This window comes from Bacillus sp. FSL M8-0071, assembly GCF_037975455.1.
Taxonomy (GTDB): Bacteria; Bacillota; Bacilli; order Bacillales; family Bacillaceae; genus Bacillus; species Bacillus subtilis.
On the sequence record NZ_CP150256.1, the window covers coordinates 2,087,310 to 2,102,109 of the forward strand.

Here is a 14,800-nt window from a genome sequence, read left to right on the forward strand (position 1 = left end):
ATGTGTTTTTTATAGAAAAAAAGATTGTTTTTCTGTTTTTTTAGTCTGTCATCCTTGCATAAGCTTGTATTTCTTGTAAAAAAAGCCGGCCGTATTTTGCTCTTTTTTGTTCTCCGACTCCTTTTATAGACAAAAGTTCATCATCATTTACGGGCTGTTTTCCTGACATTTCTTTTAACGTTTGGTCAGAGAAAACAACAAATGGCGGAACACCCTGCTCAGCCGCAATTTCTTTCCGAACCATGCGCAATCGTTCAAATAGCTCGTCATTTTCAGTAATCGCTGCCGCTTTTAACGCTTCTTTTCTCGCTACTGATAATTCTCCTTTCAGCACATTTCTTCCTTTACTGCTGACAAAAAGAGTCGGAAACGTTCCGTCTGACATCCTGATGAAGTCGTCAGAAATAAGAAATTCGATAAAATCACTGATTTCGCCAACGGATTGGTGTTTTAATATCCCGTATGTTGAAAGGTCTGAAAAGCCATTTTCAAGAACTTTTTTATTTTTGGAGCCGGCAAGCACCTGGGCAACCATCGTCTTGCCAAACCGTTCTTTCATGCGAATGATACAAGATAAGACCATTTGCGCCTCCCGCGTCACGTCATGGGCCGCTCTTGTATCGGTACAGTTTCCGCACTGTCCGCACGCATCAGGCTCCTTTTCTCCGAAATACATAAGGATAAAACGCTGCAGACAATCTTCCGTATGGCAGTAGTCGACCATTTGTCTCAGCTTTTTTAAATCCTGCTTTTGTTTCTCTTCATGTTCTGATTGCTCAATTAAGAAGCGCTGTACCATAATATCCTGCGGTGAAAACAGGAGAACACATTCACTGGCAAGACCGTCCCGTCCAGCTCGTCCTGCCTCTTGATAATAGCTTTCCATATCTTTCGGAATTTGTGCATGCAGAACAAATCTGATATTTGATTTATCAATACCCATTCCAAAAGCAGAGGTTGCCACCATCACTTGAAGCTCATCATTAAGAAACCTTTCCTGCTGCTCTTTTCTCACATCATCAGCCAAACCTCCGTGATACCGACCTGCCCTGACTTGATTTCGTTTCAATCTCTCATATATCCGATCAGCTTCTTTTCTGGTCGCGGTATAGACAATTCCTGCTTCATGCCTGTTGTTTTGCACATATTCGTCTATAAACCGATCTTTATTTTCTCCTTTTACTACTTTAAAGGTTAAATTCTCTCGGGAAAATCCGGTATATACCGTGTTTTCTTTTTGAATATGCAGCTGTTTGCAAATATCATCATGAACCTCGGGTGTGGCTGTTGCTGTTAACGCCATGATGACAGGCTTGTCGTGTAATTCACGGAACAAGATTTCAATATTCCTGTAGCTTGGCCTGAAATCATGGCCCCATTGAGAAATACAGTGCGCCTCGTCTATTGCGACCAAAGGAACATCTATGCCCTGCAAAATCCGGATAAACTCTGTGGACGTTAGTCGCTCTGGTGTAATGTAAAAAAGCTTATAAGCCCCTTCTTTGAGTCCGTTCAGCCTCTCATATATTTCCTGATTGGATTGTGTGCTGTTAATGTAGGCGGCGTTAATCCCCGCTTCTTCTAACGCATCAACTTGATCCTTCATCAAGGAAATCAACGGTGATATGACGATCGTCGTCCCTTCAAACATTAATGCCGGAATTTGATAGCAAATCGATTTGCCGCCTCCCGTCGGCATAATGCAGGCCGTATTTTGCCTCGCTTCCGTCACCAAGCGGATCGCTTCATCTTGGCCGCTCCGAAACTTCTCATAACCAAAATAATGAGCCAGAAGGGATTGGGCTCTATGTAACATAACGTGTAAACCTCGCTTTTCCTTGAATTTCTCCCATCATATCATAAAAAAGCGGCCTTCATTTCTTTCACACAAAAATGGAATATTCACTATACCAAACCTTTTTAGATAAAATAAAAAGCCATTTCCGAAAAGGAAATGGCTTTCGCTACGTCTTGCCGTATGCAAGTAAGAAAGTTTTAAACCACCACTCCTCAAAGTGGGTGTTTGCAGAAACGTTCCTGTCGTCCTCTGCAATGGAGGCATGACATTCCGGCTTCGATATAAAACTCCCTATTACAGCTTAAAGGTTAAAACTTAATTAACAATACGCACAAAGTAGCTTCTTTAATATAGTACACCATCAGGCGCTTTTAATCAAGAGGTCAGAACAATTGTTTAGAAAAACTTTTTCCAGTGAATAAAACTGTTTTTTCTCCAAAATACCTGACAATTCGACAAACAAAAAATATATTACAATAAAAAAAATAGCCTTTATTGCTAAAAGCGAATGATTATTTTCTTCTATATTAATGTGTATATACAAAAAGACTCCTATTTGTAACGATAGGAGTCTTGGCTTTATTAGAATTTTGCAGCAAGATCTTTTGCTTCTTGTAAACCTTTTTCAACGATTTCTTGCGCTTGATCAGGTGCTGCGTTATGTCCTTCGATGACAACTGTGTGCAAGTCTTGAACACCCCAGAAACCAAGAACTGTTTTCATGAAGTTTAATGACATTTCAAGTGCAGCCATTGGTCCTTCTGAGTAGACACCGCCGCGAGCGTTAAGAAGCGCAACTTTTTTGCCGCCCATTAAACCGACTGGTCCTTCTTGTGTGTATTTGAATGTAACGCCTGCGCGAGACAGATAATCAACATAAGTATGAAGCACTGCTGGCACTGTGAAGTTCCAAAGCGGGAATGCGAAAACAACTTTGTCAGCTTTTACAAACTGGTTCAGATATTTGTCAGCAATTGCTGCTTGTTTTTTCTCATCTTCTGTCATTTCCATTCCTTGACCTGCTTTAAATGTTCCGTTAATCATATCTCTGCCAAGGTAAGGAAGGTTTTCCTTATGAAGATCTAATTCAACCACTTCATCATTAGGGTTGTTTTCTTTATAAGCAGCTAAGAAAGCTTCGTAAAGTTTAGTTGAAACGCCTTCTTCAGCTGTACGGTCGCTTGATTTTACAAATAAAACTGTAGACATTTGTATTCCTCCCGGTAAACTTTTTATATTTACTTACAAATAGTATGTTACTTTCTTTTTTACGCAAAGTCAATCACTTTATTTTGAATATGAGATTTTTTTTCAAAAAAAAGCAAGTACATCTAATATCGGTGTACTTGCTTGCCATTTTTACTTCGAATCTTGTTCACGATCCAAGATTTCATACGTCTGCGAGCTTTTTTGATCAATTGTTTCTTTGTTGGATAAGTCTTTTACCTGTTCATGAAACTCTCTTTCATAAGAAGGAGCATCTGTCTCCAGATCATCCTCCACATCAGCTTGGGCCTCAACTGTCATTCTTGCATAAGGAACAGCTTCAAGTCTTTCGTAAGGAATCTCTTGGCCGGTTTTTTCACACACGCCGTAAGTTCCGTCTTTCATCTTTTGTAATGCACGGTTGACCTCCTCTAACAGCTCCCGGTCAATCTCTTTCACTGTTTGGTCTGTCATCCGGTCTGTGACGAGCGTCCCGTGGTCTGCCATATGGTTGTCAACCCCGTTGGAAAGCTCCCCCACTTCTTCCGTCATTGATTCTGTTTCCTTTTTCTCGCCAGACAATTCTTTTTGCATATCGAGCAATTTATGATAGAGATGCTGTGTTTGTTCTTTTGTCAGTGCCATGTATATCCTCTCCTTTCTATCCTGTTTCCCGTTTTGCCTTCTGTCAAACATGGAAACATCGATGGAAAGATGAGCTACTGCCTTTTTGAACGGATCGTGACCGCTGGCGTCGATGGTGCTTCGGGTTTTCGTTGGCACTTTTTGTCCTTCTCTTCTGGCGGTATATAATAGGTTGCGCCTATATTTAATCTGCCGCTCAGTTCATCAATGGTCAGCTCGCCGAATTCAAGATGATAGTCAACCTTTTCGACATTCAGCGTTTCAATATGTATATAGGTTTCTTCAGACTCTTGTTTGCTGCTTTGTTTTTGTTTCTCAATCACTGAGAGTCTTTCTTCACATTCACGCAGTTTGTCAAGTTCTGGTTTCAAGCAATGCCTGATCAGCGACCGGAACATTTTTTTCATGACATCACGACCCTTTGCATACTCCTCTTTCGTCTACATATATAATGAGGTATATCCCATAGAAAGGAGAGGTTTTCATGCTTCCAACTAACATCAATATTTCTCATCTCAAGACTAACTCGATAGGCACCGGCTCATCCCTTACCTTTGGTTCTGCGGAGTTAAGGAACAGGTGCTCTGCTATCAAAAGAAATAACGGTTTTGGGGAACAAAATGCAGATGTTATTGTTATGGTCATTCCGATTGAATCAATTGATGACCGTGATGGGGCAGATGCACTCAGTATGAAAATCAATCATCAATAACAATGGTTTTCGCTTGACCTTCGTCTTTTTGAATGGTGATGTATAGGATTCCGTCTTTAAAAATGGCATTCATCTTTCCATGAAGATGATCGGAAAGCGGAATTTTCTTTTCAAAACTTCCGTATTTCCCTTCTTTTTGGCGAAAGTCCTGTTCATTAAAATAGGAAAAGCGCTGCCCCTTCACCACTAAATAATCTCCGTACGATAATATGTGAACGTCTTGTTTACGGTAGCCTGGAAGATAAATTAAAAACTGCACTTCCGCAACGGTATCTACAATATCCATGCTCGGAAATGAAGCATCTCCTTTCCCTCGCTGATCTTGCTGCGCAAACGGAAACGGAGATTGGCCATTTGTCATAAAAGGGGTTTTTTGGTCTTCATCAAATACCTGTTTCCAAAAGTCACCGCCGTACATCTGCTGTGCGAATTCCATCCACTGCTTCATCTTTTCGAAATCCATTTGAAGCCCCCTGTCTTAACATACTTTATAACCGCCAGCATACAACTATAGAAAGGAGGTTTGCCTGTGGTTCAACCAACTCCGTATATCAATATTAATATTTTCATGCTGAAAATTAATTCCTTTGAAAATGCTTCAGCGGTTAACGTAGGACAAAATTTATTGGCAGAATGGCAAAATTCAGATAAAAAAAATCAAGGCTACGGACAGAATTTTGGAGATGCGAGCGGATTTATGGGCACGAGAAGCCATGTGGATGACAGAGACCAAATTGATTCTCCGGCCTCTTTTGAAAGTGAAGCGGTTAACTCCTCAATCAAAAGGAAGTGATGAGATGTTCTTTTCTCCCTCCGTCGTGAATGTCGGCGGATTTAAAATCAATACGATGGACCGTGGTTCCTCTTTAACACTCGGTCCGTATCAGCAGGTCGATTACTTTTTATCAGCTAAAATTAATCAAGGGTTTGGAGAAGAAAATGGCGACTTTACTCCTCTTGTCGTACCGATTTCAAATGTATTAGATGCAGATCTTGTTGATTCGAACTCAGCGAAAAACAGTGTGGTGTAATAAGAACAGGGCGCACATGCCCTGTTCTTGTTTTTATATAAAAAAAGCCTAACCATTTTTTGAACGGCTGGCTCATCAAATATTCAGCTGCACAAATGCTTTGTCAGCACCGCCTGAACCTCGCTTAAATCGGTGTCTTTCGCAAATTCTAATTCGAACGTTTTGCTTCTTGTCATCAATAAAAGCCCAGTGTCCGGATCAAACATTCCCGCTTCTTGGATGGCAAAGCTTTCAATTGTTTTATATGGAAGAAATACACGAACCTTCTTTTTAGAAAACATTTTATTGTCAAAGAAAATGATCCGCTTATTTGTAAAGCAAATTTGGTCCACTCGGAGCTTATAAATCGATTCTATTCTTTCCCCTTCAACGAGCAAAGCCTCAAGCTTCTTTGCGTCCGTTGATCTGCTAACAGAAAAAATACCCAATGAAGAACCCCTCTTTCTGCATTTATCTATTTGTTTTATCATTCACTACATAAAAATAAGTCCTTTATCCCTATATAAGAATACGACATAGAAGACATTTAAACCATTACGAACAGATTACATTTTTCAAATTTTTGATTTGTTTTTTGGCTTTTAAGCTGTTGTCATCAAGTAATACGCACATATAGAGAAAAAAGTTTCAATATTCAGCAATGTTTTTATAAAAAAGTGGTTTTTAATGATTTTTTTAATTTTGTTTTATATTTCCTGTTTTAACCACAAAAAAACCGCAGCTGAGCTGCGGTTTTATGTATCGACTGCTTTTAACAAAATCTGTTTGATGCTTCAAGGAAGCATTACATCTCTTCGAAGTATTCTTTATAATAGCCGCCGACTTTATTCGTATTGTCGACCACAAAGAGAAACTCCTCTGTTTCATTTTTTACTTCATATTCTTTTCCCGGCGTTAAAACGCGGTTTACGATATATTTTTTTGCGTTTGTCTGCACACACTTTACTTTTTTAATTGTTTCTTTTTCAAGCCAATTTTTATGAATCATGATGAAATCTCCTTTTCTTATCTATAAGCTTATTGTAGCTTTTTTCTTTTGTAAATTGCAATATCGGTTATTCATTGATTTTGCCTTGATTTCTATTATAGAATGTTTGTATACGCTTACGTTTGAAGCAACTATCACAGCTTATTTCTGCTATTCAATCCAGAAATCAATGTGCTATCACCAAGAATCTCAGAACAGACCATAAAAAATGACTGGAGGTTTGTTACGGATGAGTTCTTTAACGATGCAAGTGACGAAAAGGCTGGAGACATTTTTACAGGGAACAAAGAAGCTTTATATTGACGGAAAGTTTGTTCCGAGTGCCTCAGGGGCAACCTTTGATACTCCAAACCCGGCGACCGGCGAAACCTTGATGACGCTGTATGAAGCCCAGGCTGCGGATGTGGACAAAGCTGTTAAAGCTGCCCGGAAAGCCTTTGACCAAGGTGAATGGAGAACAATGTCTCCAGCTTCGAGAAGCAGACTGATGTATAAGCTGGCGGACTTAATGGAAGAGCATAAAACTGAGCTTGCTCAGCTTGAAACACTTGATAATGGGAAACCGATCAATGAAACGACTAATGGAGATATTCCGCTGGCTATTGAGCATATGCGCTATTACGCCGGCTGGTGTACAAAAATAACAGGACAGACGATTCCGGTTTCCGGCGCTTACTTTAATTATACGCGTCATGAGCCTGTCGGTGTCGTCGGCCAGATCATTCCATGGAATTTCCCGCTCCTGATGGCGATGTGGAAAATGGGCGCGGCACTTGCAACAGGCTGTACAATCGTCCTCAAACCGGCTGAACAAACACCGCTTTCAGCTCTTTATTTGGCAGAATTAATTGACCAAGCCGGTTTCCCTGCCGGTGTAATCAACATCATCCCAGGATTCGGTGAAGATGCGGGAGAAGCGCTGACGAACCACGAAGCGGTTGATAAAATTGCCTTTACCGGTTCCACTGAAATCGGAAAGAAAATCATGTCCACCGCAGCGAAAAGCATTAAGCGTGTTACATTGGAGCTGGGCGGAAAATCGCCTAATATTCTTCTGCCGGATGCGAATTTGAAAAAAGCCATCCCGGGCGCTTTAAACGGTGTGATGTTTAACCAGGGCCAAGTCTGCTGTGCGGGCTCACGTGTCTTCATTCATAAAGACCAATATGATGAAGTTGTTGATGAAATGGCGTCCTATGCTGAGTCACTCCGCCAAGGAGCGGGACTTCATAAAGATACTCAAATCGGGCCTCTCGTAAGCAAGGAACAGCATGAGCGCGTTCTTTCCTATATTCAAAAAGGAAAAGATGAAGGAGCAAAAGCAGTGACCGGCGGAAGCTGTCCTTTTGAAGCAGGATATTTTGTCGCACCGACTGTGTTTGCGAATGTTGAAGACGAAATGACCATCGCAAAAGAAGAAATTTTCGGACCCGTGCTGACTGCAATTCCGTACGAAACTGTCGATGAAGTTATTGAACGGGCAAACCATTCAGAATATGGGCTTGCGGCCGGACTATGGACAGAGAACGTCAAGCAGGCTCATTATATCGCGGACCGACTTCAAGCCGGAACCGTTTGGGTGAACTGCTATAATGTGTTTGACGCGGCGTCTCCATTTGGCGGTTATAAACAGTCAGGACTCGGACGAGAAATGGGATCATATGCCTTGGATAATTACACAGAAGTCAAAAGTGTATGGATAAACCTTGAAGACTAACATGTATGTTTAAAAAACTGCTGCCTGCCAGCAGTTTTTTTCTTTCTGTAATGGCAGTAAAAGACGCTGAATATATATGCTTCTGAAGGAGTTGAGCGTGATGGGCACACTTCAGGAGAAAGTGAGGCGTTTTCAAAAGAAAACCATTACGGAGTTAAGAGATAGGCAAAATGCTGATGGATCATGGACATTTTGCTTTGAAGGACCAATCATGACAAATTCCTTTTTTATTTTGCTCCTTACCTCACTAGATGAAGGCGAAAATGAAAAAGAACTGATATCATCCCTTGCAGCCGGCATTCATGCAAAACAGCAGCCAGACGGCACATTTATCAACTATCCCGATGAAACGCGCGGAAATCTAACGGCTACGGTCCAAGGATATGTCGGGATGCTGGCTTCAGGATGTTTTCACAGAACTGAGCCGCACATGAAGAAAGCTGAACAATTTATCATCTCACATGGCGGTTTGAGACATGTTCATTTTATGACAAAATGGATGCTTGCCGCGAACGGGCTTTATCCTTGGCCTGCTTTGTATTTACCATTATCACTCATGGCGCTCCCCCCAACATTGTCGATTCATTTCTATCAGTTCAGCTCATATGCCCGTATTCATTTTGCTCCTATGGCTGTAACACTCAATCAGCGATTTGTCCTTATTAACCGCAATATTTCATCTCTTCACCATCTCGATCCGCACATGACAAAAAATCCTTTCACTTGGCTTCGGTCTGATGCTTTCGAAGAAAGAGATCTCACGTCTATTTTGTCACATTGGAAACGCGTTTTTCATGCACCATTTGCTTTTCAGCAGCTGGGCCTACAGACAGCTAAAACGTATATGCTGGACCGGATTGAAAAAGATGGAACATTATACAGCTATGCGAGCGCAACCATATATATGGTTTACAGCCTTCTGTCACTTGGTGTGTCACGCTATTCTCCTATTATCAGGAGGGCGATTACCGGCATTAAATCACTGGTGACTAAATGCAACGGGATTCCTTATCTGGAAAACTCTACTTCAACTGTTTGGGATACAGCTTTAATAAGCTATGCCCTTCAAAAAAATGGTGTGACCGAAACGGATGGCTCTGTTACAAAAGCAGCCGACTTTTTGCTAGAACGCCAGCATACCAAAATAGCAGATTGGTCTGTCAAAAATCCAAATTAAGTTCCTGGCGGCTGGGGGTTTTCAAACATTAATACAAATAACCCTGACTGTGACGACACTGCAGCCGTTTTAAAGGCGATTCCCCGCAATCATTCTCCTGCAGCATGGGAGCGGGGGGTATCTTGGCTTTTATCGATGCAAAACAATGACGGCGGATTTTCTGCTTTCGAAAAAAATGTGAACCATCCACTGATCCGCCTTCTGCCGCTTGAATCCGCCGAGGACGCTGCAGTTGACCCTTCAACCGCCGACCTCACCGGACGTGTACTGCACTTTTTAGGCGAGAAAGTTGGCTTCACAGAAAAACATCAACATATTCAACGCGCAGTGAAGTGGCTTTTCGAACATCAGGAACAAAATGGGTCTTGGTACGGCAGATGGGGTGTTTGCTACATTTACGGCACTTGGGCTGCTCTTACTGGTATGCATGCATGCGGGGTTGACCGAAAGCATCTCGGTATACAAAAGGCTCTGCGTTGGCTCAAATCCATACAAAATGATGACGGAAGCTGGGGAGAATCCTGCAAAAGCGCCGAAATCAAAACATATGTACCGCTTCATAGAGGAACCATTGTACAAACGGCCTGGGCTTTAGACGCTTTGCTCACATATGAAAATTCCGAACACCCGTCAGTTGTGAATGGCATGCAATACCTTACCGACAGCAGTTCGCATAGTGCCGATAGCCTCGCGTATCCAGCAGGGATCGGATTGCCGAAGCAATTTTATATTCGCTATCACAGTTATCCATATGTATTCTCTTTGCTGGCTGTCGGGAAGTATTTAGATTCTATTGAAAAGGAGACAGCAAATGAAACGTGAATCTTATCAAACGGAGATGTTCAATTGGTGTGAAGCCCTGAAAGACCAGATTCAAAAGCGAGGTCAGCTTGACCAGTTTGAAGATCAAATCGACAAGATGATTGAGGCTCTTGAAGATGATCAAACAACAGAAGAAGATTGGTATAAACAGGCCGCTGCCCTTTATCGGGATATAACAGAATCAGATGATACAAGTGAAAGACGCGCTTATGTCCCTATAGGGAAACACGTGCTGCCAAAGCTTCCCTACAAATACTCCGCCTTAGAACCTTATATTTCACGCGATATTATGGTCCTTCATCATACAAAACATCATCAAAGCTATGTCGATGGCCTGAACAAAGCAGAATCAGAGCTTAAAAAAGCGAGAGCGACAAAGAATTATGACTTAATCACTCATTGGGAAAGAGAGCTTGCGTTCCATGGAGCAGGCCATTATTTGCACAGTATTTTTTGGTTTTCTATGCATCCAAACGGAAAACGGCGTCCTACAGGGGCATTGTTCCAAATGATAGACCTTTCATTTGGAAGCTATTCCGCTTTTAAAGAACATTTTACCCAGGCCGCTAAAAAAGTGGAAGGCGTCGGCTGGGCCATTCTGGTCTGGGCACCTCGATCAGGACGGCTGGAGATTTTAACGGCAGAAAAACACCAGCTCTTTAGCCAATGGGATGTGATCCCCCTTTTACCGCTTGACGTATGGGAGCATGCCTACTATTTGCAATACAAAAATGACCGGGCCAGCTATGTCGATCACTGGTGGAATGTCGTGGATTGGCGCGAGGCTGAAAAACGTTTTGAGCAGGCAAAAGAAGTCGTTTGGAAGCTCTATTAAAAAAAGCCCCCCTTTCTCCGGGGGCTTCGTGTTTTAAAAAATCCCTACCACATGCAAAAACACGATGATGATGGCAACAGGAGATAGATATCGAATGAGCAGCAGCCAAACCGCAAACCACTTTCGTTTGAGATTGGAACCGCTTTTCAGCTCGTCAAACAAATCCTGTTTCGGTATTTTAAGCGGGACAAAAATCGAAATCAGTAACGCACCTAACGGCATTAAAATATTGCTCACAAGATAGTCGGCCGCATCAAAAATAGACAGATGAAATATAGTGACGTCACTTAAGACACCGTATGATAATGCAGACGGCACACCGACAATAAAAATAGCAATTCCGCCTAACCAAGCGAATCGTTTTCTCTTATTGACATCGCCTTTCGAAAGTACTGCGACTAAAATTTCCAGCATTGAAAAAGCAGATGTCAATGCAGCAAATAAAAATAGAAGTAAAAATGCTAATAAAAAGATAATTCCGAACGGCATTTGATTAAACACAGTCGGCAGCACGCTAAATAACAGAACCGGGCCTTGGTCTGGTTTGAGGCCGAATGAAAAGACAGCTGGAAAAATCGCAATTCCGGCCATTACAGCAACAAGCATGTTCATAACAGTTACAGATACAGCGGACTGTACCAGATTTTCCTGTTTCTCTAAATAAGCGCTATACGTTACCATGACAGATACACCGACACTTAATAAGAAAAAGGATTGTCCCATTGCATATAAAATGGTATTGGCATCAATTGCAGTTAAATCAGGCATCAGGAAAAATTTGATTCCTTCCATCGCGCCATCAAGTGTAACCGAACGCACCATTAAAATGATGAATAATAGAAAAAGCGCCGGCATTAATACTTGGCTTGCTTTTTCAATTCCGCTGCTTACCCCTTTTGCAACAACTAAAATTGTTACCACCATAAAGAGCAGCTGGCCTCCTACAGCCAAATAAGGATTTGAAATGGTACTTGCAAATATCGTATCAAAACCAGATGTCTGCGATAAACCGCCAGTGAAGCCTTTTATAATATAAATTAAAATCCATCCGCCTACGACACTGTAGAAAGATAGAAGAATAAAGCACGTCACCATGCCTAAATAACCGATCCAATGCCACTTCGTTCCTGGAGCAAGTGTTTTATAGGACTGAACGGCATCTTTCTGTGTTCTTCTGCCTATGATGAATTCACCTAACAATAAAGGCAGTCCGATTAAAACCGTAAATAAAATAAAAATAAGTAAAAATGCGCCTCCTCCGCTGGTTCCGGCAACATATGGGAATTTCCATATCGCACCAAGCCCGATAGCTGATCCTGCCGCGGCTAAAATAAAGCCGAGCTTCGAAGACCATTGATTTGCTTCCTTCACCGTATCACTCCTATTTGATCTAACCATTATAAAGGTTCATTGTAAGAATATCTTCCTATATAGTCAAGAACATTTTAATTAGTTTACATCATATATCTATAGACATCTGCCAAAAACTAATATTGAATTATTCAGAAAATTATTTATAATAAGAGAATGTTATGAAATTTGTAAGAATTTCTGCTGAAGTTCTTGATAAGTGTGTTAGGAGTGTTTTTATGGACATCATTAGAAAAATAAGTCATTTTGCAGGACAAACCTTTGGCATATGGGTCATTGTTTTTGCAGTGCTGGGATTTTCTTTCCCATCTTTATTTACGTGGATCAGTTCTTATATTACGATTTTTCTCGGCATTATCATGTTTGGGATGGGCCTTACACTGCAAGCCGATGATTTCAAAGAGCTGGTCAGAAAGCCTTGGCAAGTTATTATTGGAGTAATAGCTCAGTATACGATCATGCCGCTCGTTGCTTTCGGCCTCGCATTTGGGCTTCATCTTCCAGCTGAAATCGCAGTTGGTGTTATTCTTGTCGGCTGCTGTCCCGGGGGAACTGCATCTAATGTTATGACATTCTTAGCAAAAGGAAATACTGCCCTTTCTGTTGCGGTTACGACAATTTCTACCTTATTGGCACCTGTTGTAACACCGTTGTTGATTATGCTGTTTGCCAAAGAATGGCTTCCTGTCTCGCCGGGGTCTTTGTTTATCTCAATCTTACAGGCGGTTTTATTTCCGATCATTGCAGGTCTGATTGTCAAAATGTTTTTCAGAAAACAAGTGGCAAAAGCCGTACATGCCCTTCCGCTTGTTTCTGTCATTGGCATCGTTGCGATTGTCTCAGCTGTCGTCAGTGGCAATCGGGAAAATCTGCTTCAATCGGGGTTGCTCATTTTTTCAGTTGTTATCCTGCATAACGGTATCGGTTATTTACTTGGGTTTCTTTGTGCAAAGCTTTTAAAAATGGATTACCCGTCTCAAAAAGCGATCGCAATCGAAGTCGGCATGCAAAACTCCGGACTTGGGGCTGCACTTGCCACGGCTCATTTCTCACCGCTATCTGCCGTACCAAGCGCAATATTCAGTGTGTGGCATAACCTTTCAGGTTCTATGCTTGCAACATATTGGTCAAAAAAAGTGAAAAAGAAACAAGCTGGATCCAAAAGCACCAATCTATCACTTTAAATATGCATCAAAAAAGGTACATCACTTTATCGTGATGTACCCTTTTTTATTATCCTTCTAATAAAAGCTGTTCAGGATCTTCCAGTAATTTTTTGATTGTCACGAGGAAACCAACCGCTTCTTTACCGTCTACAATTCGGTGATCATAAGATAAAGCGATATACATCATCGGACGGTTTTCGAAACGCTCTTCATCAATGGCTACAGGGCGCAGCTGAATCTTATGCATGCCCAGTATACCGACTTGCGGGCTGTTTAAAATTGGAGTTGACATCAATGAACCGAAAGTCCCTCCGTTTGTAATCGTGAAGGAGCCTCCCTGAAGCTCGCTAAGGGTTAATTTATTGTTTCTTGCTTTTTTCGCAAGCTCGCCGATCTCTTTTTCGATTCCTGCAAATGTCAGGCGATCCGCATCCCGCACAACCGGAACGACAAGACCTTCATCAGCAGCAACAGCGATTCCGATATCATAGAATTTCTTAACGATCAACTCATCGCCCTGAATTTCCGCATTCAACAGCGGATATTTTTTCAATGCAGCAACGACCGCTTTCGTGAAGAAAGACATAAAGCCGAGCTTCACTTCGTTTTGCTCAAAGAATTGATCTTTGCGGCGTTTTCTGAGATTCATAACAGCCGTCATGTCCACTTCATTAAATGTAGTCAGCATCGCCGATGTTTGCTGCACCTCTACAAGGCGTTTTGCAATCGTTTGTCTGCGGCGTGACATTTTTTGCACTTCGACAGGTTTATCAAAGCTTTGCTGTGCTTTTGGAGCCTGAGGCTGCTGCTTTTGCTGAGGAGCCGGTTTTGATGCCGGTTTTTCGTACGCTTCGACATCCTGCTTGCGCACTCTTCCAAGCGGATCTCCAGTTGGAACTTGAGACAGGTCAATTCCTTTTTCTCTCGCCAGCTTACGGGCCGACGGAGAAGCGATCGTTCTTGATTTTGCTTCAGATTGTGCTTCCTCGCTCACCTCTTGTGCAGCTGGTTCAGCCTGTTTCTCTTCTTTTACGCTTTCCTTGCTTTCTGCTTTCTCTGTAGGAGCAGGGGCAGAACTTTCACCCGCGCCTTCTGAAATCGTACCGATAATTTCTCCGACCTGGACGGTATCACCCGAATCTTTCAATACCTCTTGAAGTACACCCGATTCTTCTGCTGTCAATTCAACATTCACTTTATCCGTTTCTAGTTCAAGCAGATATTCACCCTGTTCTACATAGTCACCAGGCTGCTTTAACCATTGGGCTATTGTTCCTTCTGAGATTGATTCTGCTAATTCAGGTACCTTAATTTCCGCCATTTTTTCATTTC

Annotated in this window: 15 protein-coding genes, 1 other RNA gene and 1 pseudogene; 7 read left to right on the forward strand and 10 right to left on the reverse strand. The window is 41.9% G+C overall.

What is annotated here, in order from left to right; all coding sequences use genetic code 11:
• Nucleotides 1–40: 40 nt before the first annotated feature.
• The 5 genes from recQ to MKX71_RS10405 form a co-directional block, all read right to left on the reverse strand.
• Nucleotides 41–1,816, reverse strand: coding sequence for a DNA helicase RecQ (recQ, locus tag MKX71_RS10385; protein WP_041351145.1), 1,776 nt, complete (start codon nt 1,814–1,816; stop codon nt 41–43).
• A 141-nt stretch (nt 1,817–1,957) separates the two neighbouring features.
• A non-coding RNA gene (gene ssrS, locus MKX71_RS10390) (6S RNA) lies at nt 1,958–2,144 on the reverse strand.
• 236 nt (nt 2,145–2,380) lie between these two features.
• A complete protein-coding gene (azoJ, locus tag MKX71_RS10395; protein WP_003231260.1) occupies nt 2,381–3,007 on the reverse strand; it encodes an FMN-dependent NADH-azoreductase AzoJ in 627 nt (208 codons plus the stop codon).
• A gap of 150 nt (nt 3,008–3,157) precedes the next feature.
• Entirely contained in the window at nt 3,158–3,649 is a 492-nt protein-coding gene (locus tag MKX71_RS10400; protein WP_003231259.1) for a TraR/DksA family transcriptional regulator, read from the reverse strand.
• Nucleotides 3,650–3,723: 74 nt separating this feature from the next.
• Nucleotides 3,724–4,056, reverse strand: coding sequence for a hypothetical protein (locus tag MKX71_RS10405; protein ID WP_003231257.1), 333 nt, complete (start codon nt 4,054–4,056; stop codon nt 3,724–3,726).
• Between the two features lie 77 nt (nt 4,057–4,133).
• On the opposite strand from MKX71_RS10405, the gene MKX71_RS10410 reads away from it, so the two are divergent.
• Nucleotides 4,134–4,361, forward strand: a complete 228-nt coding sequence (locus MKX71_RS10410; protein ID WP_015383862.1) for a hypothetical protein — start codon at nt 4,134–4,136, stop codon at nt 4,359–4,361.
• Here MKX71_RS10410 and yocM read toward each other — a convergent pair.
• The gene (gene yocM, locus MKX71_RS10415) at nt 4,348–4,824 is read right to left on the reverse strand and encodes a salt stress-responsive protein YocM (RefSeq protein ID WP_003231255.1); all 477 of its coding nucleotides are present in this window, start codon (nt 4,822–4,824) and stop codon (nt 4,348–4,350) included. The two genes, MKX71_RS10410 and yocM, sit on opposite strands and share 14 nt — an antisense overlap.
• Nucleotides 4,825–4,890: 66 nt before the next feature.
• Here yocM and MKX71_RS10420 point away from each other — a divergent pair, with 66 nt between their 5' ends.
• Together MKX71_RS10420 and MKX71_RS10425 are read left to right on the forward strand one after the other, a co-directional pair.
• The gene (locus MKX71_RS10420; protein ID WP_004399338.1) at nt 4,891–5,154 is read left to right on the forward strand and encodes a hypothetical protein; all 264 of its coding nucleotides are present in this window, start codon (nt 4,891–4,893) and stop codon (nt 5,152–5,154) included.
• Nucleotides 5,155–5,158: 4 nt separating this feature from the next.
• Nucleotides 5,159–5,392 (forward strand): hypothetical protein, encoded by a 234-nt coding sequence (locus MKX71_RS10425; RefSeq protein ID WP_003231251.1) that lies wholly within the window; start codon nt 5,159–5,161, stop codon nt 5,390–5,392.
• A gap of 83 nt (nt 5,393–5,475) precedes the next feature.
• On the opposite strand, the gene MKX71_RS10430 is transcribed toward MKX71_RS10425, so the two are convergent.
• Nucleotides 5,476–5,820 carry a PH domain-containing protein gene (locus MKX71_RS10430; protein WP_003220141.1) on the reverse strand — a complete coding sequence of 115 codons (345 nt, stop codon included), beginning with the start codon at nt 5,818–5,820 and terminating at the stop codon, nt 5,476–5,478.
• A gap of 356 nt (nt 5,821–6,176) precedes the next feature.
• Nucleotides 6,177–6,380, reverse strand: a complete 204-nt coding sequence (locus tag MKX71_RS10435; protein WP_003231245.1) for a DUF6501 family protein — start codon at nt 6,378–6,380, stop codon at nt 6,177–6,179.
• Nucleotides 6,381–6,609: 229 nt separating this feature from the next.
• On the opposite strand from MKX71_RS10435, the gene dhaS reads away from it, so the two are divergent.
• The 3 genes and pseudogenes from dhaS (at nt 6,610) to MKX71_RS10450 (ending at nt 10,931) form a co-directional block, all read left to right on the forward strand.
• Complete coding sequence (dhaS, locus tag MKX71_RS10440; protein WP_015714095.1) at nt 6,610–8,097, forward strand: aldehyde dehydrogenase DhaS; 1,488 nt, start codon at nt 6,610–6,612, stop codon at nt 8,095–8,097.
• 100 nt (nt 8,098–8,197) lie between these two features.
• A pseudogene (sqhC, locus tag MKX71_RS10445) lies at nt 8,198–10,096 on the forward strand (sporulenol synthase).
• Nucleotides 10,086–10,931 carry a superoxide dismutase gene (locus tag MKX71_RS10450; protein ID WP_015251901.1) on the forward strand — a complete coding sequence of 282 codons (846 nt, stop codon included), beginning with the start codon at nt 10,086–10,088 and terminating at the stop codon, nt 10,929–10,931. The pseudogene sqhC and the gene MKX71_RS10450 overlap by 11 nt, the downstream one beginning before the upstream one ends.
• Before the next feature lie 33 nt (nt 10,932–10,964).
• Here the strand turns inward: MKX71_RS10450 and MKX71_RS10455 are convergent, their stop codons facing one another.
• A complete protein-coding gene (locus MKX71_RS10455; RefSeq protein ID WP_339202710.1) occupies nt 10,965–12,302 on the reverse strand; it encodes a sodium-dependent transporter in 1,338 nt (445 codons plus the stop codon).
• Nucleotides 12,303–12,520: 218 nt separating this feature from the next.
• On the opposite strand from MKX71_RS10455, the gene MKX71_RS10460 reads away from it, so the two are divergent.
• Nucleotides 12,521–13,486: a bile acid:sodium symporter family protein gene (locus MKX71_RS10460; RefSeq protein ID WP_019712212.1), complete on the forward strand. Its 966-nt coding sequence runs from the start codon at nt 12,521–12,523 to the stop codon at nt 13,484–13,486.
• 49 nt (nt 13,487–13,535) lie between these two features.
• Here the strand turns inward: MKX71_RS10460 and odhB are convergent, their stop codons facing one another.
• Complete coding sequence (gene odhB / locus MKX71_RS10465; RefSeq protein WP_003231234.1) at nt 13,536–14,789, reverse strand: 2-oxoglutarate dehydrogenase complex dihydrolipoyllysine-residue succinyltransferase; 1,254 nt, start codon at nt 14,787–14,789, stop codon at nt 13,536–13,538.
• Between the last annotated feature and the right edge of the window lie 11 nt (nt 14,790–14,800).